General features: G+C 42.8%; 15 protein-coding genes and 2 pseudogenes. 4 read left to right on the top strand and 13 right to left on the bottom strand.

From position 1 onward, the window contains the following. Positions 1-258 precede the first annotated feature (258 nt). The gene (locus tag LDO37_RS24910; RefSeq protein ID WP_185829864.1) at positions 259-3,411 is read right to left on the bottom strand and encodes an efflux RND transporter permease subunit; all 3,153 of its coding nucleotides are present in this window, start codon (positions 3,409-3,411) and stop codon (positions 259-261) included. A gap of 16 nt (positions 3,412-3,427) precedes the next feature. Continuing rightward, a complete protein-coding gene (locus tag LDO37_RS24905) occupies positions 3,428-4,582 on the bottom strand; it encodes an efflux RND transporter periplasmic adaptor subunit (protein WP_126608636.1) in 1,155 nt (384 codons plus the stop codon). 1,194 nt (positions 4,583-5,776) lie between these two features. Here LDO37_RS24905 and LDO37_RS24900 point away from each other — a divergent pair. Both LDO37_RS24900 and elbB read left to right on the top strand, forming a co-directional pair. Further along, on the top strand, positions 5,777-7,405 hold the full coding sequence (locus LDO37_RS24900) for a methyl-accepting chemotaxis protein (RefSeq protein ID WP_101110985.1): 1,629 nt from the start codon (positions 5,777-5,779) through the stop codon (positions 7,403-7,405). Positions 7,406-7,596: 191 nt separating this feature from the next. Then, complete coding sequence (gene elbB / locus LDO37_RS24895) at positions 7,597-8,247, top strand: isoprenoid biosynthesis glyoxalase ElbB (protein WP_126609460.1); 651 nt, start codon at positions 7,597-7,599, stop codon at positions 8,245-8,247. 59 nt (positions 8,248-8,306) lie between these two features. Here the strand turns inward: elbB and LDO37_RS24890 are convergent, their stop codons facing one another. The 4 genes from LDO37_RS24890 to LDO37_RS24875 form a co-directional block, all read right to left on the bottom strand. Beyond that, the gene (locus tag LDO37_RS24890; RefSeq protein ID WP_224055489.1) at positions 8,307-9,491 is read right to left on the bottom strand and encodes an NnrS family protein; all 1,185 of its coding nucleotides are present in this window, start codon (positions 9,489-9,491) and stop codon (positions 8,307-8,309) included. A gap of 202 nt (positions 9,492-9,693) precedes the next feature. Continuing rightward, a complete protein-coding gene (locus LDO37_RS24885; RefSeq protein WP_126606561.1) occupies positions 9,694-10,584 on the bottom strand; it encodes a cation diffusion facilitator family transporter in 891 nt (296 codons plus the stop codon). 170 nt (positions 10,585-10,754) lie between these two features. Next, the gene (locus tag LDO37_RS24880; RefSeq protein WP_101110989.1) at positions 10,755-11,633 is read right to left on the bottom strand and encodes a LysR family transcriptional regulator; all 879 of its coding nucleotides are present in this window, start codon (positions 11,631-11,633) and stop codon (positions 10,755-10,757) included. Positions 11,634-11,788: 155 nt separating this feature from the next. Then, a complete protein-coding gene (locus LDO37_RS24875) occupies positions 11,789-13,756 on the bottom strand; it encodes an acetoacetate--CoA ligase (RefSeq protein ID WP_126606562.1) in 1,968 nt (655 codons plus the stop codon). 192 nt (positions 13,757-13,948) lie between these two features. On the opposite strand from LDO37_RS24875, the gene LDO37_RS24870 reads away from it, so the two are divergent. After that, the gene (locus LDO37_RS24870; RefSeq protein WP_126606563.1) at positions 13,949-14,923 is read left to right on the top strand and encodes a Gfo/Idh/MocA family protein; all 975 of its coding nucleotides are present in this window, start codon (positions 13,949-13,951) and stop codon (positions 14,921-14,923) included. Between the two features lie 46 nt (positions 14,924-14,969). Here LDO37_RS24870 and LDO37_RS24865 read toward each other — a convergent pair whose 3' ends face one another. From LDO37_RS24865 to LDO37_RS24850, 4 genes and pseudogenes are all read right to left on the bottom strand, one after another. After that, a complete protein-coding gene (locus tag LDO37_RS24865) occupies positions 14,970-17,336 on the bottom strand; it encodes a putative bifunctional diguanylate cyclase/phosphodiesterase (RefSeq protein WP_126606564.1) in 2,367 nt (788 codons plus the stop codon). A 186-nt stretch (positions 17,337-17,522) separates the two neighbouring features. Continuing rightward, positions 17,523-18,727, bottom strand: a pseudogene (gene emrD / locus LDO37_RS24860) (multidrug efflux MFS transporter EmrD). A gap of 280 nt (positions 18,728-19,007) precedes the next feature. Then, positions 19,008-19,490, bottom strand: coding sequence for a L,D-transpeptidase family protein (locus LDO37_RS24855; protein ID WP_126609176.1), 483 nt, complete (start codon positions 19,488-19,490; stop codon positions 19,008-19,010). 119 nt (positions 19,491-19,609) lie between these two features. Continuing rightward, positions 19,610-21,097: an NAD(P)H-hydrate dehydratase gene (locus LDO37_RS24850; protein ID WP_126609175.1), complete on the bottom strand. Its 1,488-nt coding sequence runs from the start codon at positions 21,095-21,097 to the stop codon at positions 19,610-19,612. 408 nt (positions 21,098-21,505) lie between these two features. On the opposite strand from LDO37_RS24850, the gene LDO37_RS24845 reads away from it, so the two are divergent. Beyond that, positions 21,506-22,309, top strand: coding sequence for a hypothetical protein (locus LDO37_RS24845; protein ID WP_126609174.1), 804 nt, complete (start codon positions 21,506-21,508; stop codon positions 22,307-22,309). Positions 22,310-22,439: 130 nt separating this feature from the next. Here the strand turns inward: LDO37_RS24845 and LDO37_RS24840 are convergent, their stop codons facing one another. The 3 genes and pseudogenes from LDO37_RS24840 to LDO37_RS24830 all read right to left on the bottom strand — a co-directional run bounded on the left by LDO37_RS24840 (position 22,440) and on the right by LDO37_RS24830 (position 24,566). Further along, positions 22,440-22,661, bottom strand: coding sequence for a hypothetical protein (locus LDO37_RS24840; protein WP_126609173.1), 222 nt, complete (start codon positions 22,659-22,661; stop codon positions 22,440-22,442). A gap of 317 nt (positions 22,662-22,978) precedes the next feature. Next, positions 22,979-23,200: a hypothetical protein gene (locus LDO37_RS24835; protein ID WP_126609172.1), complete on the bottom strand. Its 222-nt coding sequence runs from the start codon at positions 23,198-23,200 to the stop codon at positions 22,979-22,981. A gap of 12 nt (positions 23,201-23,212) precedes the next feature. Continuing rightward, a pseudogene (locus tag LDO37_RS24830) lies at positions 23,213-24,566 on the bottom strand (MATE family efflux transporter). Between the last annotated feature and the right edge of the window lie 80 nt (positions 24,567-24,646).

Genomic DNA, 24,646 nt, shown 5'->3' with positions numbered 1-24,646 from the left:
AATATTGGAATTTTGAAAGGAGCGTTTTACTTGAATGTGAAGTGATGGATTCTTATTTCGTCGGGGTCTTATACCTAAGGCATTTTTGGCTTGATATACAAGGTTAAGTATTTACAGCTAGGGCGATAATCTCTAGATCGCTCGTAAATTCTAGCGCAGATAAACCTAGCTGGGAAAAGAAGCTGAAAGGCAGGACGGGGACATAAAAGTATTGCGAGAGAAAAAACGCAGCGTCGGTGCGCTGCGTTTTGATTCGTTTTAGCTAATGGATCTTTCTTCTTTTTCCGATCTAGAAACGAAGGTTAAGAAGAAATCCTTCATGCGGATAAATAGGTTTCCAATGTCTTGCAGTATGAGATAGAGACATGGAACCAAAACCAACGTGAGTAAAGTAGCAAACAAAACGGCAAAGCCAAGCGCTACCGCCATCGGGATAACAAATCGCGCTTGAAGGCTGGTTTCGAACATAATAGGAAGAACACCAGCAAATGTCGTAATAGAGGTCAGTAATATCGCCCTAAAGCGAGCACAACCCGCTTCAATAACCGCATCTTTCACCGATAGACCTTTTGCTCTGGCTTGGTTCACGTAGTCGGTCATCACTAGCGAATCATTAATCACAACACCCGCAGCGGCGATTAAACCAAACATGGACATCATGCTCATATCTAAACCAAACCAATAATGTCCCCATATTGAACCCGTTAAACTAAACGGGATCACCGACATAATGATCAGCGGTTGTGCGTAACTCTTCAAAGGTACAGCAAGCAGAATATAAACAATGATCATCCCCGCAATGAAGAAAGCCATTTGTTCATTTTGTTGCGCTTGCTGCTCTTCGATTGAACCGCCCAGCTGAGTTTTAACACCAGGGTATTTCGCGGTTATTTCTGGAAGCAACGTAGAGTCAACCAATTCGACGACTTCGTTTGGCTCGACCACCTCTTCATCTATCGAACCATAAACATAGACGGTGCGATAACCTTCTTCCCGACGGATGCTGCTGATCCCCGGTTTTTGGTCAATTTCAACCACATCACCCAACATGACTTTATTGCCGGATGGCGTTGTGATAACCGCATATCGTAAAGAAGAAAATGCCTCACGCGTAAGCTTAGGGTAGCGAACCATTACTTTCACTTCTTCACCATCGCGTATGATTCGTTGCGCCTCCCCTCCATAAAAACTGCCACCAACTTGCTTAGCAATATCGGAGAGATCTAAGCCTAAGTCGTAGGCAACTGGAGCAAGAGAAAGTAGGACTTCTTTACTGCCTGTGTCGATGGAAGATGAAATGTCATAAAGACCATTTTGCTCTTGCAGTTTCGCGATCAACTCGCGACCCGCATTGTTCAACGTTTCAATATCTGAGCCAAATAGTAAGTAACCGAATTCATCACCGCCACTTCCACCAGTAACATCATCGATGATTGAGATGGATTTAAGACCAGGGATAACAGGTAGCCTATCTCGCCAGCGACGGGAAAGTTCGAAGGTGTTGAATGGGCGAAGCTCTTCATCAACCAATGGAATAACAATGCTTCCTTTGGTACGGCCACGATTCATCGACAGCAGATCTTTAATCATTCCCTGTCCATGAGTTTCAATGGTTTTGTTTTCAACATCCCATATAACATCTTCAATAATGCGCAATGCTTCAATGGTTTGTTCATCGGACACGCTGTCGTTCATTGTTATTCTCACAACAGGGAAATCATGAGGCACTTTAGGGGAGGGGACGACACGTACGTGATTCGAAGCAATCATTGCATAACTGACGGCTAATATAGCGATAAAGGTAGCAAAAACCGTCCAGCGCCACTGTGTGCAGAGTGTAACAAAATTGCGGTATGGACCATTAACAAACCCAAAGAAGCGCTTGTTAAATCGGTCTCGCCAACCGCCTTCTTTAATTGGCGTAAACTTGGTATGCGCTAAGTGAGCAGGCAGAATGAGCTTTGACTCAATCAAGCTAAAGATAAGACAAAGGATAACGACCGATGCAATTCCGAAAAAGAACGCTCGTTCCGGCCCTGTCGACATAATAAATGGAGCAAATACTGCAATGGTCGTTAGAACACCAAAAGTAGCAGGTGTTGCGACTTTTTTTACGCCTCGGACAACATTGTTAACGCCGCCCCCATGTTTCTCAATTTCTGAGTAGGCGCTTTCCCCCATAACAATGGCATCATCGACGACAATACCCAGCACCATAATGAAGGCGAACAAAGAAATAATATTAATGCTGACGCCAACAATGGGCATAAGCATCATGGCACCTAAGAAACAAACAGGAAGACCAACCATTACCCAAAACGCCAGTTTTACACGCAGGAAAATACTGAGCATGATGGCAACAAGCACCGCACCTTGGAGTAGGTTTTTAAGCATCATATCCAAGCGCGCATTTAAATAGTACGTCATGTCCACTAAGGTCTTGATTTTCATCCCTTCAGGTAACGTCTTGTTTTTATGTTCTATGTACGCTTTTACTGACTCCGCGACGGGAATTATACTCTGATCTTTGGTTGCTTGAACGGAAAGGTAAATTGCGTTCTGCCCTGTGTATTTGAAGTGGCGCTCACCTTCGACAAACCCATCTTTAATCGTGGCAATATCTTGAAGATGAACTTTTGCGCCATTAGCGCCAATTTTTACAGGAATGTGGCGAAATTCTTCCCCGCGGTAATATTGGTTTTCAATTCGAACAGAAATCATACCTGTATTGGTGCTGACTTCTCCTGCTGAGTAATTCGCTGAATAACGCTGAATGGCATTGGTGATGTCGTTCAATGTTAGGTCGTATTTTCTTAGTGTATCAGGGTGAACCTCGATGGCGATTTCATCCTCTGGTGCGCTTAAATCGACGAGTGCAACATTACTGAGTTGAAGCAGTTCGTCTTCAATAACTTTCGCCAAAGGCTTTAGCTCTGTTAGCGGTTTGTCACCAACCAGAGCGATTTCGATGACATCTTGCTGCCATTCGACTTGGTATACGTTGACGGGTTCCATTGATGCAGGGAAGGAGGCAATGGAATCGACTTTTTGCTTCACTTTATCTAACACGTCACTGAGTTCAGCATCGACGTCAATTTCCAGCGACAGATGCGCACTGCCACGTGAAGCCGTAGAAACCGCTTTTTTGATGTCTGTTACATCTTTCAGCGATTCTTCAATTTTTATCAAAATGCTTTCTTCAATCTCCTGAGGGGAAGCACCGGGATAGGAAGCACTGATGTTAACGTAGTTAACTTCGCTGTTTGGGAACATCTGCTTTTGAATGAAGAAATAGCTCACAGCGCCCATGATGATAATGAAGATCATCATTAAATTGGCAGCGACTGAGTTATTAGCGAAATAAGCAATCAACCCTTTTTCCGTTGGTTGAGTCGGTTTGTTTGTATCCATGTCCATGAATCAGTCCTTATTTCGCAACACTAGCGGATTCAGACCCTGATTGGGCGATTTCGACATTCATGCCTTTCTGTGGGTATTCAGGTAACGTCAGAACCACCTGATCTTTCTCTTTAATGCCGCTACCAATCAAGAAAAACTCACCTTCTTCACGTAAAACGTTAACGGTTCTTGGCTCTAGTTGGTTCTCTTCATTCACGATCCAAACAGTTCGATTGTTCACAAGTTCTTGTGGAAGACGATAAATGTGTTTGAGCTCTTTGCCAGCAAATCGCACCTGTACGTAGGAGCCGAACTTTAAGATAGGTCTGTTCGAGTTTACGCCATATGGATCTTCAATTTGGACCACAAGGTTAACCATTCGCGTGCTGCTGTCGACTATGCCGAGATCACGAGAAATAAAGCCCTCACGCTCTATGGAGCGAACACCTTTTTCAATAACGGTTGCTCTGATACCTCTGAGAGTTTCAGGAAGGAATGAACTATCGAACCCAGCAATAGGGATACTGACTTCCGCTGCTTCAATGTTGTTGAGTTGTGCGACTTCAGAGCCTGCCGAAACATACTGACCCACACCTATATTTCGTGAAACAACGAGCGCGTCATACGGTGCAATCACAGTACAGTTTTCTAAATCGCGTCTGGCGCGCTTTAAACCAGCTTGTGCTGATTTTACTTGTGCTTGAGCACTCAACACCTGAGGTTTTCTTAGGTACAAGTCTGTCACTTGTTTTTTGTTTAGCTTTCTTGCTTGTTTTTCAGCAACCTTTGCTTTGGCTTGCTCTTCTATGAGTGAGGCTTTTGCACTCGCGAGTGATGCTTCTGCTTGTAAGACCGCTGCTTCGTAGTTATCTCGTTCTAATTGAAATAAAACCTCACCGCGTTTCACTATCCCACCAGCGACAAAATTGGGGTGCCAACTTGTTACTTCCCCTGATACTTGAGCGGAAAGTCGTGTCTGTTCTACGGGAGAAATTTCGCCAAAGCTTGAAATGATGACTTGGTGGTCACTTGGGAATATGTTTTCAGCCTGAACCAGAGGAATGGTGACAACCTCTTTCTTTTCCTCCGCTTCTGGTCCGTTTGCTGCGATTACATTGAAAGCGCCATAAGCGCCACCAAGAATTACTACTGGAGCCAACCAACGTAATAATTTTTTAGACATTTTTTTCCCTTTTTTCTTTAAGTTCATCTCTAATACGGGTAAAAATGAGATCCGGTTTCGTTGTGTTTTGAATGAACAGTTCAAAGATTGACGCACGGCAGAGTGTTCAATCAACTCAGTTACGGGCACAACGTTTTTCGAGACTTTTTGCAAACTAAGTGCCAATATTAAACTTGTGTAATAACAGTCAGTTATGACAATACGATGTATTTATGGTTCCATTCGATTGGTTTGATTAGCTAAGTGTTAGTAAAAAACACCACGTTGAAGATTACTTGTAAGAACCCGCTCAGTACATACAACCAAATCATACGGATTGCCGATATCATGTCAGGCAGCCATTAACGCAGGATTAATTGACCCGAATCGTTAGCATGAGTTCACCTGCCGATGTTAGAGACATTTTCTACGTATGTATTATAAAGAGAGGATGGATTCGATGGGTGACAGTTTGTGACAGTAGTGTGGTGATTGTATCGTATTCCAGTGCGCTCCTGAGTTTGAAGTAGAGAGGCTTGAATCGAAACAGAGGATAGAGCTCTGAATCCTGCACTTTGAGGTCACTTGGATATATACACAAAGTGACTCACTAATTTTATAAGTTATTTAAAGTGTAACGTTAGTAACAGCATTAAAATTAAGGTCAATTAAAATATTGATATATTTTCCAAAACAAAAGGGCTTTTATAACTTGTCATACTTAGATGATAATTGTTATATCCTTTCTATGGTTTCTATTTTTTGGTTTTAATAAGTTCTTTTTATTAAAAGAGATGAATTTGAATGTTTATTCAGCAATTAAAATAAACACCAATACATGCAACTTCGGTGTAACATTTCTCGATTAAAAGACTGTTAGAAGTGTGGACGGCTAGATGTTACTGTAACTTATTGTTATGTAAATGATAACCTTTTTCATTGTGAAAAGGCTAATATACGGTTTATTAACCAACTGTAACAAATTTAAATAATTCTATTTATTTTATGTTTTTGACCTTTACTTGATATATAGATCACTAACAAATAAAAAAACGCCATATTACTGACTGCGTGTCAATTTAATGGCTTAAATTTTAACCAATTAAAATGAGTAAAGCTTGTTTTTATTGTGGACAAAAATGAGGTGCTGCTCTATATTCCTGCCTTCTATATATGACCAGCAGGGATGCAGTTAACAAACTGTATGAGGTACCTATGCCATTTTCTTTGAAAAATATATCAATTCGAGTTCAAGTCCTAATCCCGGTACTTATTCTTGTCATCGCTTTATTTGGTTCACTTTGGATAACAAAAACGAATCTGGAAGCTGAACAAAAAGACATGGCAGAAAATGTAAGCTCATTAGTTTTCTATAAAGATACCCTTGCCAAGCTAGACGATACTATATACCCGTTAAGGATCAGTGCTGTTTACGCAATTTACGATCCTAGCCGCCGAGACGACTTTCAATTACACCTACGTGAGAAAGGGCAGTTTCTTACTCAGCAATTATCGCAACTTGAAAAAACAACCGTTTTTCAACGTGAAGTCGATAAGGTGAAACAATCTATTTCAGCATACGTAGATTACTCACACCGAGCGGTGCCAATTCTTAACAAACACGATAACGGTACACTATCAGATGCTAAGTTTGATGCGTTTATCTCTGAATACCGGAAAATTGGTAACGATATGGTGGAAGAGATCAACGCGCTATCGAAGCAAGTTAATGAATACGCAATGGAACACTTGGACGACAGCTTAAGACGCAACGAACAAGTTAAATCCAATGCTACTTACATTCTGTTAACGGTATTTGCTATTTCTCTAATAGTGGCATGGTGGTTATCGGGCTTGATCGTAACACCTATCACTAAGTTACAAGACGTTATGCGCAAGCTGGCGGCTGGTCATCTAACAGTAAGAGCCGATCAAGATGGTGACAACGAGATTGCTAAGCTAAGTGCTGATGTAAACACCACGGTTTCTCAGTTGCACAAAACGGTAGGAGAGCTAACACGCATCAGTGAAGATGTTGCTTCTGCATCAACTGAGTTGGCAGCAGTAATGACGCAAGCGGAACGAAATGCTCAGCAAGAACAAAATGAGTTGGAACAAGTTGCATCCGCGGTAACAGAGCTCGCGAGTACGGCTGATAACGTATCCGACAATGCGACAGCAGCGGATTCTACGGCTAAGCAAGCTGACCAATTGGCAAAATCGAGCCTAGATGTGTTCAAAGAAGCTGAAGATGCGAACGCGCAAATGTCTTCATCATTGAATGAGGCGGCAAGTGTGGTGACTCAGCTTCAAGAGCAATCAGAGCAAATCAACAATGTTATTGAAGTAATTCGTGGTGTATCTGAGCAAACCAACTTATTAGCGTTGAATGCAGCGATTGAAGCAGCACGCGCTGGAGAATCGGGCAGAGGCTTCGCCGTTGTAGCGGATGAAGTGAGAATGCTGGCGGCACGTACGCAAGATTCAACGCAAGAAATCCAAGCCATTATTGAAGAGCTACAAGCTAAATCTGGTTTAGCTAACCAAAGTATGCAAACCAGCTTGGAGATGCTGAAGTTAAACGAATCACTGAGTAATCAAGCAAATGATTCCGTGGTAGGGATTACTGAATCGGTGGCGGATATCAATGATATGAACGCTCAGGTCGCAACTGCAGCAGAACAGCAATCTCAGGTAACACAAGATATTAACCGCAACATCAACAACATGTCGGAGCTTGTTAACCAAAATGTTACGGGTATAAGCCAAAGTGCGACAGCAAGTGGTGAATTATCTGAGCTGGCAGAACAGCAAAAACATCAGCTTTCTTTCTTTAAGCTCTAGTGTTGTATAGGAGCTTTGAGCGATAGCGTTTTAGCGGCTTAGTTCCTAACACGCTATCCATAATGATCAAATCTAACGGCCTGCTTTTAAGCAGGCCGTTTTTGTCTGACGGTGATCGCGCTTTTGTTTAATTTCTTTGGGTATAGTGAGAATTTGGTCGATGAGAACGTCAGATAAGGCAAGGAAAAAGAATGAAAAGAGTGGCAGTTATTTTAAGTGGTTGTGGTGTATATGACGGAGCTGAAATTCATGAAGCCGTATTGTCTATGTTCGCGATAGAGCAAAATGGAGCCTCTTGGCATTGTTTTGCACCAAATATCGAACAGCATCATGTTGTTAATCATCTAAACGGGGAAGTAACAGCTGAAACTCGGAATGTTCTTTCTGAATCTGCACGAATCGCACGAGGGAATATTCAAGATATCGACGAATTAAAGGTAAGCGAGTTTGACGCGCTCCTTGTACCTGGCGGGTTTGGGGTAGCTAAAAACTTGTCTTCATTCGCGTTTGATGGCAAGGAATGCCGCGTACATAGTTCAGTACTTGACGTATGCAAAGCATTTGCTCATGAAGGCAAGCCTGCGGGGTATATGTGTATTGCGCCAGCGCTATTGCCCAAAATTTACGGGGAAGGAGTTAAGTTGACGATCGGGAAAGATGCAGAAACCGCGTCGACGTTGGAATCTATGGGTGCAAAGCACGTTAACTGCGATGTGACAGATATACTTGTTGATGAAGAACGAAAGCTCATTACCACGCCAGCTTATATGTTAGCTGAATCGATTTCTGAAGCGTCTGCTGGGATTAATAAGTTGGTTAAAGCACTACTCGATAGGTTGTAATGATTAAGGTTATTGACCGACCAGCCCCATATAAAAGGGGCTGGGTGAATTCTAAGGTCTTAGCCTGGTCTGCCATCGATTCTTGGTGACCAAAGCATTGGGGCAAACTTCCATACGAATAGGGCGAATGCGACAACCCACAACAATGCCGATGTGTGGATCAGTGGCATCATGGCTGATGGTGCTACAGAAACACCAATACTACGCAGCACAGCAGCTAAGATTAACGCTGCAAAGGCAAATCTCATCTTCGGTCCTTTGTAAATCTCTCGACCAGTATGCCCCATCGTAACTCTCGATATCATAGAGAGAATTAAACCACCGAGAGCACCTAACGCGATGAGATGCAGCATAGTATGGCTTACAAAGCCATTAGAAGTTAGCCCGCGAACGGTTAATGCAATAGGAATGCAAAGGTAAGCTAAGTGTAGCGACCACACCAAGGGCTCAGAGAAGGTTTTCCATGTTTTCCAACGAGCCACTCTATAAAATTGACCTACCGCGGCAATCAGCATAAGCCACTGCCCAATTTGTTGATCTGTAAGAGGGAAAAAGCTCGTTATAAATAAAAGTACCAAAGGTAGTGTTGCCACCCACTCTAGCCAAACAATGGGTTGTGGTTTTTCGAACTGAAATCTTCTGGCGGTAAAAAACGGAATGACTCTTCCCCCCATGATGGAGAGCAACAACACAAACCACCACATCATCGATTGCCATACAGCACTTGCAGGAAATGGGGGCAAACCTTTAATGGCCGCGTAGCTTGCGAAGTTAGCGCCTATGGCTAGCAAAAACATTGGCACAAAGAATAAGTTTTTCCAGCCTTTTGTTCTAAATACTCGATAACCAATTTCATAAGCTGTCGCGAGAAGAAACATGGCTTCGATGATAGAGATGAGCCAGAGGGGAGCGGGTGTCCAAAACAATACTCTAGGAAGGCACCACAACAAGAAAATTGCCGCTAGCCGATACCCCTTCGTTCCATTGACACCAGTCCAGTTTTGTACCGCGGTGAGAACAAAGCCAGCCACAATCGCCATAGCGAAACCAAAAAACATCTCATGTACATGCCACCATAATGCAGGGACATTTAAGTCGCTAGGTTGACCGTTCTGAAAAGCAAATACCCAGACAACTATAGCGATAATTGCGTAGATCGGGCCCGCTAGAAAGAATGGTCTAAAACCAAGGCGTAAGATAGGGGGAATCTTGTTTTCGACTCTCATGTCGGTGATGTTTAACATTGCTCATACCTTTAGATTTTAAAGATGTATTTATAATACAACTTTAAAGTTGTTTCGCTATAAAAACTTTGATTCATCTCAGTTCATCTAAAGATATTGATAGCTCTATAACTATACCCAGCGTCTTGAGGTTACTTGGGTTATATCACCTATTAAAAAACGCGCTTAAATTAGCGCGTTTTGTGTGTCATTTGGGCAGTGGTTAGCAGACGTTCAAATTGAGTTGCAGATCGTAGGGTAGGGCGGAAAGCCTGCGAGTGATCTTGGTTCTTGTGCGTTCTATATCACCGATATCGATGGTTTTCTTATTGGTGTGAATATCTACATCCACTCTCAGTTCACGACCTATCTTAGCTACGCCAGTAACATGAATGTCTTGCGGCATTTCTTGCTCTACTGCCGATATGCCTTTATCCACTTTTTGGCACAGTTCTTTATTGGGCGACATCATCAGTAATTCACGAAGTGCGTCTTTCAACATATCAAACGGTACTTTAATAAAATAGAAAGACATGCACACCATCATAGCTGGATCGGCGTATACGGCATATTCGCTATATGGAGAAATAGAAACAAACCACGCGACAACAAACCCTGCTGTAACGACGACACTCAGTAAGGTGTCCATTTGCCACTGTTTGGCTTCTGCTTCAATTAATCCAGAGGAATGTTGCTTGCTTTTACGAGCAATGACCCACCATGCGTATCCGCAACCTAACACATTCACGACACCAAATAGTGTTGCAATAGAAGCATCGACCTCACGTCCGCCTGTCAATAGGGCTTCAATTGCTGAATACAAGGCATACACCACAACACCGAGAATGGATGTTGCTTTGATAATAATGACAATGGGTTCGATAACCGCGCGACCGAAGGGGAATTGCGCATCAGACGGCTTTTGAATGTACCACGCGGCGGCTAGTGACAATAAAGTTAACAGCAGACTAATTAAGGAGTAGACACCATCAAAAACAATGACCAGCGAACCTACCCATAATCCAAGAATCAAGCCACCGAATGCAAAGCCAGAGGCTAAAAGGGCTGAAAAGGTTAATACGCTGTTTTCGTTTTTGCTTGTCCTAGCACACATAAAATGTCTCGGTTGTTAATACACTTTCATTCTTCGCGCTAGATGGACATTTTACAAACAAAAACTGACTGAGCAAAAGCCGGTTAAGTTACGATTGAAAATATAATCATTTAAAATCAATGCTTTGATGATTTATTATGGTGACAGTATATTTGACGGTCAGTGATGAGTTAGAAATCAAAAAGGTAGTCACTGAGTTTGTCGGCCAGCCAAACCATGGCGGCGTCCTCTGTCATTCCTGCTGCGGTGAACATGCAATAGTCTTCTTGAGTCAAACCATAGGTATGCTTAATTACCGCGATTTTTTCTTGACGAAGCAGGGGGCGAATCAAGGGTTCAGGTAACACGCCCCAGGCATCTTCTCCGAGAATGGTACTGAGCATGTAATCAAAGCTTGAAAAGCCAATATAGCGAAGTGAAAAAGGCTGAAGTTCTGGATTATCTTTTTCGTTCAGGTAGGCGATGGACGCTTGCATCGCATTTCGTAAATCTTCATCTGCGACACGGCGCATTTTTGTTAAAGGATGCCCGGTTCGACAGACAGACATCATTCGAATTTTACCGATCGGATGGTAAGTGACACGCGGGTCATCCGTTCGCTCGTAATCGACACCGAATGCGAAATCCACTTGCTGTGTTTCGACCAAGTTAGCGAGGTCGCCGCTCGATGCGAGAACCATATTAAAGGAGGTGGCAGGAAATTTTTTGTTTATCTGGTGCGCTAGATTTTGCCATAGTTCATCTGGAAGTGAGTCGTCTCGCGCAATCCATACTTCTGCATTAAATTCACCGGATACTTGGCGGCAAGTTTGCACGATCCTCTTTTGTGTCACCAGTAAACTTTCGCAATCTTTATAAATTGCTTTACCCGCTTCTGAGAGGGAAAGGTGGTTGCCAGAGCGCACAAACAATTCTGTATTCAGTTCTTTCTCTAGCGCTTTTATCGCCATACTGAGTTTGGTTCTGTTGCATTCGAGTTGACGAGCTGCTTCAGAAACCGAACCAACGTCAGCTACGGTGCAAAAGGCTTCAACTTGAGAAAGGTTCATAAAGTGCGTAATTCCAGAGAGGTTTATGGGTAGACGTCATTAAAAAATAGCAAATATTGCAAGCATTTACGACAGTTCGTAACGGATCGAGTAGAAACCAGCTTCATGTAAAGCTGGTTTGGGTGCTGATTGAACTAAGGTTGTTTGACTCGGTGTTAGATCCGGCCAAATACCGAGGCGATTTCCCCGAGTACTTCAGGGTTGGCAATGGCGCCAATGTTTTTGACCTCATTGCCATGTATGACTTCCTTAACCGCAACTTCAACGAGCTTGCCGGACTTCGTCCTTGGAATGTCACTTACCGCAAGGATTACCGCTGGGACATGTCGTGGTGAACAGCGAGTTTTAAGCGTACTTTTAATCAAGGCGATTAAATCATCGGAGAGTGAGTGTGTTTTTTCTAACTGGACAAACAGTATGATGCGCTCGTCGCCATCCCATTGTTGTCCGACAGCTATGGAATCAGTTACCCCGTCCAATTGATTGACTTGCTGATATATCTCAGCAGTGCCAATACGCACGCCACCTGGATTGAGCACGGTATCACTGCGACCATAGAAGACCATGCCATTGTTGCTTGTTAGTACCACATCGTCTCCGTGGTGCCACACGTTTTCAAATTTATCCCAGTAAGCGTTGTGATAACGTTCACCGCTGTCATTCCAAAAACCAACTGGCTGATTCGGGAAACTGTTCAAGCAGACTAATTCCCCACGTTCTGAACGACGAGGCAGTCCATTATCATCAACGACGTCGACATTGAGCCCGAGTCCGCGCCCTTGGCATTCCCCCCTGTAAACGGGGGAGATTGGATTTCCTAATACAAAACAACCGCAAATATCGGTGCCACCAGAAATAGAGGCGAGATGAATATCTTGCCCTATATGTTGATATACGTAGTCAAATTGCTCGGGGTAGAGCGCCGACCCTGTCGAGCAAAGCGTTCGAACGGTACTGAGGTCAAAGTGTTGTTTCGGCGAATAGCCGTTCTTCTCTAACGCCGCGAGATATTTTGCCGAAGTGCCAAACAGTGACACACCAGCACGATGCGCAATATCCCACAGAATCCCCTCATTTGGGTACACAGGGCTGCCATCAAACACCACCAAAGTTGCACCACTAGCAAGTGCAGAAACGTGCCAATTCCACATCATCCAGCCGCATGTGGTGTAGTAGAACACCTGATCTCCTGCCTTGATATCACAATGAAGTTGATGCTCTTTTTTGTGGTTAAGAAGCGTGCCACCAACAGAGTGGGTGATGCATTTGGGTTTTCCTGTCGTGCCAGAAGAATAAAGAATAAATAAAGGATCGTTAAAACCTACTGGGCAGTATTCAATCTCTGTGGGCGAAAAGCGCGTGATGACCTCAGTCCAGCTTATGCTGCCCTTTAGTGGTGGCAAATTTAGGTATTCAATTTGGCATATCTGTTTTAGTGAATAGAGATGCTCGCCGAGTGCTTGGTTTTTGTTTCGCATATCATGATTCTTCCCTCCAAAGGAGTAACCATCGCAACAAAACAGAACTTTAGGTTTCACCTGTCCGAAACGTTCAAGAACGCTGTCTATACCAAAGTCGGGTGAAGTAGACGTCCAAATAGCCCCCAAGCTTGTTGTTGCAAGCATGGCGACGACGGTTTCAGTAAGGTAGGGGAGATAGCCCGCAACCACGTCGCCTTTTTTGACCCCGCAATCTTGAAGCCATTGTTGAACTGTTGAGACCTGTTCTTCAAGTTGTTTCCAAGATAAGGTACTCGATTCACCTCGTTCGTTGTAAAACTCTATCGCATCGGATTGCGATGAAACCGATGATCCAGCTAAAAGGTTTTCAGCATAATTTAATGTTGCTTCGGGGAACCAAAGCGTATCTCTGCTAATGACACTTTCTTGCCATTTGGAAGGACCCAGTTCGTTGATGGTTTTCCCTTGTACCCCTACAACCCCAAGGTAATCCCATAAGAATTGCCAAAACTGGGAACTGGTATCCACCGACCACTGTTGAAGCTCGTCATAAGTAGAAATAGATAACGCATACCGAGCATTCAGTTGTTGAATGAAGTCTGTAATTAACGCGTTTTCTATTCTTTCAGAGGTCGGGACCCAGATGGGTTTACTGCCAGTCATAGCGTCTCCAAATTGTTAGCTCAGAGTACGAGCAATATTTTTATTGAAGAGCATTGGGTCGGAATTGTAAATAATTTGTTGATCATTAGGTTGTTTCTGTCACAAATCCTTACTTGAAATGGTGTTGAAAATGACGCCTTTTAAGAAGATGATTATTAGGGACTAAGCGACGTTAACTAATTAGGGAAACAAATGATAAAGCTGGCAGTAGTAGGGACAAATTGGATTACGGAGCATTTTGTAAAAGCCGCGTTGAGCTTTGAGCAGTACTCTTTGGCCGCGGTTTATTCCAGAAATCACGAGACGGGAGTGGCGTTTGCTGAAAACTTCGGTTGCAAGACGATCATTACGGATTTTGATGCATTATGTGCAAACAACGATACTGATGCCGTATACCTCGCAAGCCCTAATTCCTTCCACTGTGAACAAGCCATTGCATTGATGCGACATGGAAAGCACGTTATCTGTGAAAAACCATTGGCATCCAATTATGAAGAAGTTGAAAGAATGTTCGCAGTGGCACACCAACACAATGTCGTTCTATTTGAAGCGTTTAAAACAAATTATCTGCCCAATTTTGAGTTAGTCAAAAACAAGCTTTCTGATATCTCTCCTGTACGCAAAGCCATCCTAAATTACTGCCAGTATTCTTCTCGTTACCAAAAATATCTGAATGGTGAAAACCCAAATACATTTAACCCCGAGTTTTCGAACGGTTCGACAATGGACATTGGCTATTACTGCATCGCGAGCGCAATAAGCCTGTTTGGCGAACCTAAGAGTGTGCACGCGACGGCGACAATTTTAGAATCTGGGGTCGATGGTCAGGGCAGTGTGTTGCTTAACTATGATGGCTTTGATGTGGTGATTACGCATTCTAAAGTAGCGGATTCAGCGATACCCAGTGAGATACAAGGTGAGAACGGCAACATTGTTATTCATCATTTGTCCGAAGCACAGAACATTGAAATCAAACCAAGAGGTGGTGCAACACAAAACATAACATTGCCTTCTAACGAAATGAGCATGGTGTATGAAGCGCAATATTTTGCCAAGCTAGTCAACGGTGACGCAACGGATTCAAATGCCGAGAAGCTTTCAAAAATAACGGCGAAAGTACTAACAGAAGTCAGAAAGCAGATAGGTGTTGTTTATCCAGCGGATTAGTCACCGCTTATCCCGAGTTCAGATTAAGTAATCACCTTAGCGTCGGCTAAGCGTTTTCAGATTTCTTATGCTTTAACGCGATATTTGATAATTGCTTAGCTGCGCTTGAAGAGACAATAAAGCGTGACATTTCACATTTTGCCACCGGTTTTCCTTTCAAAAAGCCTTGGATATAGTCGCATTGGTAGCTTTTGAGCATATCGAATTGAGCTTGAGTTTCGACCCCTTCTGCGACTACTGTTAGGTTAATTGAATGCGACATCTTGATAATGGCTTCACAAAGCTGTGAGGATTTATCTCCTTTCTTATTCAGTTTCCATATGAAGCTTCTATCCATTTTCAAAACGTCAAACGGGTAGTCGTTAAGCACAGCCAAAGACGAGTAACCAGTACCAAAATCATCAAGATACAGTGATACTCCTAGCGTTTTTATCTGCTTAAGCGTGTTGCTGGCTGTTGAGTGGTTGAGTAGTGTGGATTCAGTGATCTCTATACCCAGAAGGGAGTTAGGGAACCGATACTTTTTAAGAACGCTACGAAGTGTTTTAACGATATGACCTGACTTAAGCTGCTTCACCGAAACGTTCACGTTGATTCGAGGACATGTGCCAGAAGGCGACTTGTCCCATATCTGCTGAATAGTGTCGCAAACTTCTTCTAATATCCAATCACCTATTTCGATAATCTGATCGGTTTCTTCAGCTACGGGGATAAAGACAGCAGGTGAGATCCACCCTTTTTCTGGGTGATTCCAACGCAACAAAGCTTCAAATGCCGTAACCGTATCAGAGCTTACGGAGAAAACGGGCTGATAATAAAGAAGTAACTGCTTTTTGCTGTGTGCTTCGCTCAATTCGTTTTCTACAGTAAAGCGCTGCTTGGCCTGATCAAACATAGTGTCATCATAAAAAATAACATGATCCGATGATGAATTTTTGGCTCGATACATGGCGGTATCGGCTTCTCGTAGAATGTTGGTTAAGGTTTGAGTGGGTGAATTGACCGTTGTGACACCGATGCTTGCACCAATATTGTATGAGAGACCGTCACAGTAGTAGGGTTCCGTCAGTGCCGCTAGATAGCGCTGACAGACGTTACTAACGTCGTATCGATTAAGTTTATTCCTGAGGCAAACGATAAATTCATCCCCACCAAATCGATAACAGATATCGTCATTGCGGACATTGTTGATCAATCGCTGAGCAACTTGTTGTAGCAGCAAGTCTCCGATCGTGTGACCCATTGAATCATTAACAATTTTGAATCGATTTAAATCGATAAACAGAATGGCAAAGCCATTGCCACCCGTTGGGGTGATTTGGCTGATAAAATCTTCTAACTGTTCTGCTAGTGCTTGCCGATTGAATAGCCCTGTTAGTGAGTCGTGTGTGGCTTGAACTCTAAGCCGTTGTGTTTTTTCAGCAACAAGTTTATTCGACACTTGTAAACGGCTAGCATAGCTTTTAACGCTAACGGAAACCGAGAGAGTTAACATAAAGATTAAGAAGCAGGAAGCTGCCCCATAAATAAATGGGCGATAATCGGTATCCAAATAAATTGTTGTGATAACTAAAGACTTATCTAATGTAGGAAAATATAAACTTCTAGTTACTGATGGAAATTCTAGAAGACCAAAAAGATTGTCTTTTTGATCTGGGTGGCGCATTTGAAATAATTCTCTTTTATTCTCATCTTGTACAATGATTTCAATGTTTTTGGCTAAAAATTCATCTTGCCAAGTCAGCTCAAGGAACTCAAATAAAATGATGTTCATCACCAAGATACCCAGTGTTTGTCCTTGTGATGATTGTACGGGCAAATATATTTGCAGTCCTCTTTTTCCTTCATGGTAAAAAGTAGACGCCTTTGCCTCATTAATTTCAATGGCTCGTCTTAGCGCTTTATTATTTGGACAGTGGCTTTCCAACCTTTTACCTAAAAATTCACTTCCTTCAAACTGAGGGGATGCATACAGCACGGGGAATGCATGAAGCCCCAACCAATTGGAACATGCATAATTGGTTGAAATATCAGGGTGTATTGCATAGCCAAGTTGGCTGCTTTTTATTTTTAATATGTCGCTTTCAGCAGGGTGTCTAGTCGAAATGAGCGGTGCCCAAAAAATAGTATGTATACCTGAACCAATCCCTGTTCTATCACGCAGTAATTTATGGAATTGCTCAGATGTTAGATCATTGCTGATTTGAAGAAAGTCACGAGTAGAATGAAGTACAGTTTTTAAAGCACTTATGGCGTTTTCTAGGGCTTCAATTTGTTCGTTTGTTTTCAGCTCTAAGCTATATTGTGCTCGCTTGCCTTCATAGAAATTAATTGTATAAAAGCAAAGTAGAGCAACTAAGATGCCTGTTAACCAAATATAGGTGATGCGAGGGGAAATTAACTTATATTTCAATCTATACTCTACTGCGATTTTTAATGACTAAATAATGTTAGTCATAATTATCGTAACTGTAAATGATATTTGTTCTCACCATAAAAGCATTATCGCTTTATTTATGAGGTGAGTGAATATAGTGAGGCTAAATATCCTTTGTTACACTTTTACTACAGTTTAAAAAGAGAGTTTACAAAGCTGGATCTAAATCGCAGTTACTTGCCTATCGGTTTGTATTTCAGGGTTCTTGTCTACCCAAATCAACCCTAACATCGCAAAAATTGCGCATATAAGCATGATGATGCCTAGAGGTAATTGGTTACTTGCAGGAAGCACAGATGCGGCCATTGTAGCGATCCCTGCACCAAAATTTTGCATTCCTCCAAGGAGCGCACCTGCGGTGCCAGCATGAGAAGAGAATGGGGTTAATGCACCTGTCGTCGCGGCAGGGAACAAAATGCCAGCGCCCAAAAAATATACCGTCGCACCACCTACTAGTGTCACCGCAGTGGTTTTGTCGTTAAGCCCCGGAATCAAAACGATTGCTGAGCCAATGACTGCTGCAACCATCCCGTATATCAAGGCGTGTTTTTCAGAGCTTTTTCGTGCAATAACACTCGAAAGCCCTGCTCCCGCTAGATATCCTGGAATGGGGGCGATAAATAGCAAGCTTACAACGGTAGCGGGCAGCTTCAACGTGCCACCTAACAATACACCTGCCGCCGCTTCAAATACCGCTACACCAGAGAACATAGCAACAAGGCACACTAAGTAACCTTGCGACGGTTTACCAATACGTATCGATAGTTTTCCCAAACTGGGGCGGCATTTCTGCGCTCTATAGGCAGTGTTTCTTTAAAACTCGTTATCATTGTGAGCAAAACGGCAGCTGCAAATAAGGCAAGAAATAAGTAACTATTTCGCCAGCCCGTTGTTTCGGTTAAGTACCCTCCCAGCAATGGTGCAAGTAAAGGGCAAAATATAATACACATGCTGATCAGGCTATTTGCTCGGTGCAGGTCTGTACCTTCAAAGCAATCTCTGGTTAGAGTACGAGCCATAGTGCCGCCACACCCAATCCCCGCGCCTTGAATAAAACAGCCGAGTAAAAATAGCGTGTAGTCTTGGGCAAACAACGTAACGAGTGTTCCCAACAAATAAATGATGAGACCCGATATTATAATAGGCTTTCTGCCTAGCCGGTCAGATAGCGGACCGTAGACAAATTGGGACAAACCATAAGGAATAAGAAAGCAAGCCATTACTGCTTGTAATGCCGCAGGATTCACAATGAACTCTGCTGCCATATGCCCAATGGATGGAACATACATCGTTTGAGTCATTTGACCCACTGCAGCAAGAATGGCGATTAAAAACGTCAATCGTACCAAGGGTACCGAAGAAGACATCTTTACTACTCCTAATGAGAAAGCGAAGAAAATCAGGATATAGCAGGAAAATAAGCGTCTTATTTTTTCTTATCCACTTAAACCTCAGGGGCATAAAAAGGTACACCCCGAAGTTGTCGAGATATTAAGAGTAAAGAGTATCGTTAACAAGGGGGAATGCAGGGCAAATACACGATACTTTTCTATGAATTGGATTAGAAAATCTAATGGATTATTGAAGTGGTAGTGACATGGGCTTCCAAGAGGAGCGAAAGTTCTAGTGAGCTGAGTGTTTAATAAATTACTCTTCCCACGTAATTTCTATCGGAGTACCCACTTGAACAAGGTCCATGAACTCGTCCATTTCATCGTCTGTTATCGCGATACAGCCTTCTGTCCAGTCAAATTGTAGAAGTCGATTTTCTGGGTTGTTTCCATGAACCATGATGAACCCACCGGGGTCGACACCGAGAGCTTTTGCTCTGGCTTTGTCTTTTGCGTTTGGATAGCTGATATGCATCGAACGGTGAAAGGCTGAATCTTCTTTTTTGTAATCGAGTATATATCGTCCTTCAGGCGTCTTTTGATCACCTTCTTGCTGTTTATGCCCTTTTGGCGAGCCTCCCAGTGCTATTCGATATTCTTTGACGACTTCCCCCTTACTTAGCAGTGTCATTGTGCGCTCTGATTTTACAACTTTAACAAGGTCTACAGCAGAGAAAGCCATAAAAGGAAGCGTTAGGCTCAATAAGGAAAGACAGATTAGGGCGTATTTTCTGATCATTACTACTAATGTGAGTGATTGTATATAAAGGATAATTTACTCCAAGTTAATGAAGTCAGCGAGGAGTATTTTGTGTTCCTCGCTGGAGTGCTACTCAATTCACATTACGTCGTGAGTGTTTAAGTATGTCCATTTAAGATCGACCGAATGTACGGGAAGAGGTCGCTGGCGAGCATGCCTATTTGCCCCTCATTTTGTGCGCAGTTATCTGCAGCGTTACTGTGTAGCCAAACCCCCAAACATGCTGCATCGATCATACTCAGTTTTTGGCCAAGTAAACTTCCAATGATTCCGCTTAATACGTCTCCCATTCCGCCAGTTGCCATTCCAGGGTTTCCTTGGTTGCATACCCAAAAAGTATCGCCACCATAAACTACGGTTCCAGCGCCTTTTAAAACAATCACACCGCCATATTTTTCATGAAGATCTTTAGCGGCTTGGAATCGATTGTCTTCAATGTCTTGTACAGAACAATCTAAGAGGCGCGCTGCCTCACCTGGATGAGGAGTAATAACTCGTCGTTGATCCTTATCAGGTTGAGTTGCCAAGAAATTTAATGCGTCAGCATCGAGCACTTTGGGAAGCGCTAAATTGTGAAATAGGTGGAAAAGCTCATTACCCCAGACAAGCTGACCCAAACCTGGACCGAGTACCAAGGTATCAGCCCATTGCAGCGACTCGTTTACAAGGTGCTTATTGCCCATATGTGGATCGATCATTATTTCGGGATAAGCCGCTAAGAGAGAAGGGGCATTCTCTTTATAGGTGATGACTTTGGTGAGACCTGCTCCCGTGCGAGCACAAGCGGCGCTGGCTAGAGTAATTGCGCCGCCCATGCCGTGTGCGCCTCCAACAAGAAGCACACGACCAAAGTTGCCTTTGTGGCTATTGGGTTTGCGGTGGGGCAATGTGTCTTTCAGAATCTGACCACCAATCACTTTATATTGGGAAGTAACGTTTTGCTGAAAATATTCGTCGGTACCTAAACTGTCGTAAGACAAGATACCTGTATAGTTTTTCCCTTTTCCTGTGATTAATCCTCGTTTCAAACCAACGAACGTGACGGTATATGCCGCTTCAACGGCTGCCCCTAGTGCTTCGCCAGAGTCAGCACAAAGCCCGGAAGGCACATCGATAGAAATAACAGGCGCAGGGTGCTGATTTATTTTATCGATGACTTCGGCGTATTGGCGTCGGACTATGCCAGATAAACCCGTCCCAAGCATCCCATCTACGATAAGATCGAGTTCTTTGGGAAACGATGAGCTCGGTGACAATATTTCTCCACCAACACCTAGCCAACCTTGTTGGGCGGTGAGTGCATCTCCCGTCAATCTGTCAGAGTCACCCACGTGCCACAGCATCACATCATGACCAAACAACTTTGCTAACTTTGCGACGACATAGCCATCGCCACCATTATTCCCTGTACCACATACAACCAGCAGTCTTTTTGCTGTTGTGAATTTGTCGTTAATCAAGCGAAATACTGCTTTTCCAGCTCGCTCCATTAACTCATACATCGGAATGCCAAGCTTTTGTGCTGCTAGCTTTTCCCCATCACGTATTTGAGTTGTGGAGTAAATAGATATGTGATTATTATTCATTTTCCTAGCCTATACGTATAGCAGGAATAATACCTGCCGTGTTGCCAGAGTGTAGGCAATTCTTTGATATCTTATTATGTAAAATTGCTTTTATAATGAGACACCTAAAGTATGCGCTGAAATTACCATCAAATACCAGAATACTATCATTAGAATAGTCTGTATTAGTTATTTGTGCTGACTCAAAGTAACACTCTATATGGGTTGGTTATCCTTTTGATTTTATTGCTTTATTTTAGGTGTCTTTGTTCGGTTTAAGTGTCATAGTCAGTTTGTTCCATGCCTAAGTTTTGCTTCAAAAGATTCGGACTACAGTAGCATGGTAGTTTTCGGCTATTGGCGTACAAAGCATTTCTTGTCTATTATTTTCATATTTAGCTCACCAACTGTTAAGTCGGATAGTTTTTTATGAAACCGTATATAGTAGTTCTCCTGACTTTATCTGTGTTTACCTCGTTAGGTATCCAAGCGAAGAGCATCAATCTGAATTTGGCTATCAGGGACAATTACGGCTACGTATCCGAACTTATTTCTAAGTCACTTAGTCATCATGGGTACGACGTTACTATTAATGGTATTAATGATTTACCACATAAAAGAGTCATGCTTCTTCTAAGCGATGGTGACAGTCTGTCACTTCATTGGCGAGGTCAGAGTTCTACTTGGGATAATAAATTTGCCTCTGTTGAAGTTGATATAACCAATGGCTTAAAGGGGTACAGAGTATTGTTTATTCCTAAAGGCAAGCAGAAGGACTTTGATCCCATAAAAACGTTAGAGGATTTTAGAGCGACAGGTAAAGTTGGTGGCTTTGGTGAGGGTTGGTCAGATGTTGCCATCTGGCAAACGAATGAGTTAAAAACTTACGAATTGGATGGGAGCTGGAATCCCAGAATTTACAAAATGTTATCAGCTCAAACGAGAGGGATAGACTACTTCTCAAGATCAATCATAGAAATTTCTGCTGAAGCTGATGCACATCCCTATCTAGATATAGAAAAAAACCTCGTATTTGTTTACAAGCGTGATTTTCGAATCTATCTATCCCATAAAAATAAGCACCTTAAACCAATTCTAGAGGCTGCGATTGCTGATTTTCATAAGTCTGGGGAGATGGATGTGTTACTCAAAAAACATTTCTCTGAGGTTTTTACAAAAGAAGGTCTCAATATTCAAGGTAGAAGAGAAATTCATTTGGATCTCCCTGAGTAATAAGCCTCACAGCGAGACCAAATATCCAAGTTTCATGGAATTTGGTCTTCCCCCCTTATTCATTTTGGATCTCCATTTGCGATCGAATAGAGAGAAGACCACTATTTCAATTAAGCCTGAAGCGAATCCATTACTTCATATTCCAACGATCGTCTACCCACCCACCTGCTTGCTCGTCAAAATGTGCGCCAATAAAACGATGCTGCGATTCCATGTGTTGTTCTTTCTGCGGCTCTTCATCTAGGATTTGCCGTATGTAACTTGCCATAGGGTCATCATTAGGTTGCTCTTGGTTCCGTGTAGCGACTTCTTTGATCATTTGAAGGCGGTAGGCTGAACTGGCTCTTTTCATAATGATGGCTCCTATGTTTAGTGTTTGACGGACCGCTTATTGTTAATAAGAACAACAACGGGTATAGCAAACTTTAGGAGCCACATTACGGAGCGTCAAACTTGTTTTTAGAACATTTAGGGTGATCAATATTCCAGTAAGATAACTCTCTGCAATTTGAGCTCATAACTTTATTTTTAAAGTGCAAAAAGATTTTCACATATTACATTTTTGGGTAGTACATCATGTTTGGTTGAGAGTGATGTGTAAAAAATAGTCTCAGTGAGATTTCAGCAGATTAAAGTACGCCCAATAAAAACGACCTTATTGGAACAAAACTAGTTGCGCTTCGATTGGTCAGATGTGTCCTTATCTAAATCGTAACCAAGGTTTCTTAAGTTTTCGGCGTGCGATGTGTTTTTCATACCCTCCCACAGAGACTTCAAAAATGCTTCACGACCTTTCTCATCCTTCAGGTAGTTGAAGTGAATATAAATGCTGACCATGATAACGGCGGAATACAGCATTATTGTAGGTAGCCAGTTCAAAAAGGTATTCATATTCAATATTCCTTAGTGTGCGAGTTGATGGATCCATTTCTTGCTGCGAAAGCGATACAGGCATGCTACCCATTTGAAAAGTGTTTCCAAAAAGAATGTAGCGTAAATAACTTCTGGTGGCAGACCGATGAATAAAGCGCAGAAAGCAGCGATAGGTATGCCAAAAAACCATTGCGTAAATATGTCTTGATACAAACAGAATCTAACGTCGCCCCCAGCCCTAAGAACGCCGACAACCATATTGGTCGGTAGTGACCTCAACACAATCCCGAAGCATAAAATTGTATAAAACGTTTCTGCCAACAGTCGGGCTTCGGCTGAAAGGGAAGTAAATGTGTTGAGAATTGGTGTTCGTAATAAGTACAAAGCGACAGCAACGCACAAGGTAAGGACTATGGCTGCAACGGTGAAAATTACTGCTTGGTAATAGGCTGCATTATAGTCTTTTGCCCCAATTTGATTGCCTACGATAACCGACGATGCATTTGCTGTTCCCACGAGCAGCGCAAGAGCAACGGATTCTATCGGAATCATAACGGCTAAAGCGACTAGCCCTATGTCACTTGCTTGACCCATTATCGCGGTATAGGTGAATAGTCCGCCTGCCCAAACTAAGAAATTGAATGTAGTTGGGAGAGAAAGCGTCCAAAATTGACGGATGTATTTTGGGCGGAGAGAAGCAAATAAATCACGTGCTTTGAAAGCTAGAAGGTGTTTGGAAGCATATAGATACACAAAGATACATAACGCTTCAAAGCCAGCTGCAATTAATGTTGCAATGGCAGCCCCTTTTAACCCCATGCTTGGCGCACCCAAGTGACCAAATATAAGTACCCAGTTTAAAAACACATTGACAGTGATTCCAACGATGCTAAATAGGGTGCCTAATGTTGCCTAATGTTGCCTGATGTGTTGAACGGAGAGCCGCGGCTATACTGGTGGAATAAGCGATAAAAAGTAGGCTTATCCCCGTAATTGTCAAATATTGGTGACCAAGATGGCGCACAATATCATCACCAGACGATAACCCAACGATATCAGCGCCATAAGTAGCAAAAAGTAGCATAGGAGCGATAGCAAAAAGGCTGGTCATAAGCCAAGTAAGTGCTGTGCTTTGGCTTATTCGTTTTTCCTTACGCGCACCATGAAACTGCGCAACCAGCATTGCTCCGCCGGCAGTGACACCGGAAAGTAAAATGGTTGCAACGAAGAGTGCTCGGCTGCCCACTCCCATGGCAGCTATGTTCTCTTCTGAAAGTTGACCGATCATCATTAGATCTATTAACCCTTTGCTCGAAAAGAATAAAGTTTGAAGCGTGACAGGTATGGCAATCATGAGGGCACTTTTTAGCAAAGCGATATTCATATATCCAGATTTACCTTTTTTGAGAGCTAAGTGCTGAGTGGTCATAGAAGTATTCGTTGGGTGTTTGGTTTAATATTAAC

Source organism: Vibrio penaeicida, from assembly GCF_019977755.1.
Classification (GTDB): domain Bacteria; phylum Pseudomonadota; class Gammaproteobacteria; order Enterobacterales; family Vibrionaceae; genus Vibrio; species Vibrio penaeicida.
This window is presented reverse-complemented; position numbering and strand designations above follow the sequence as displayed.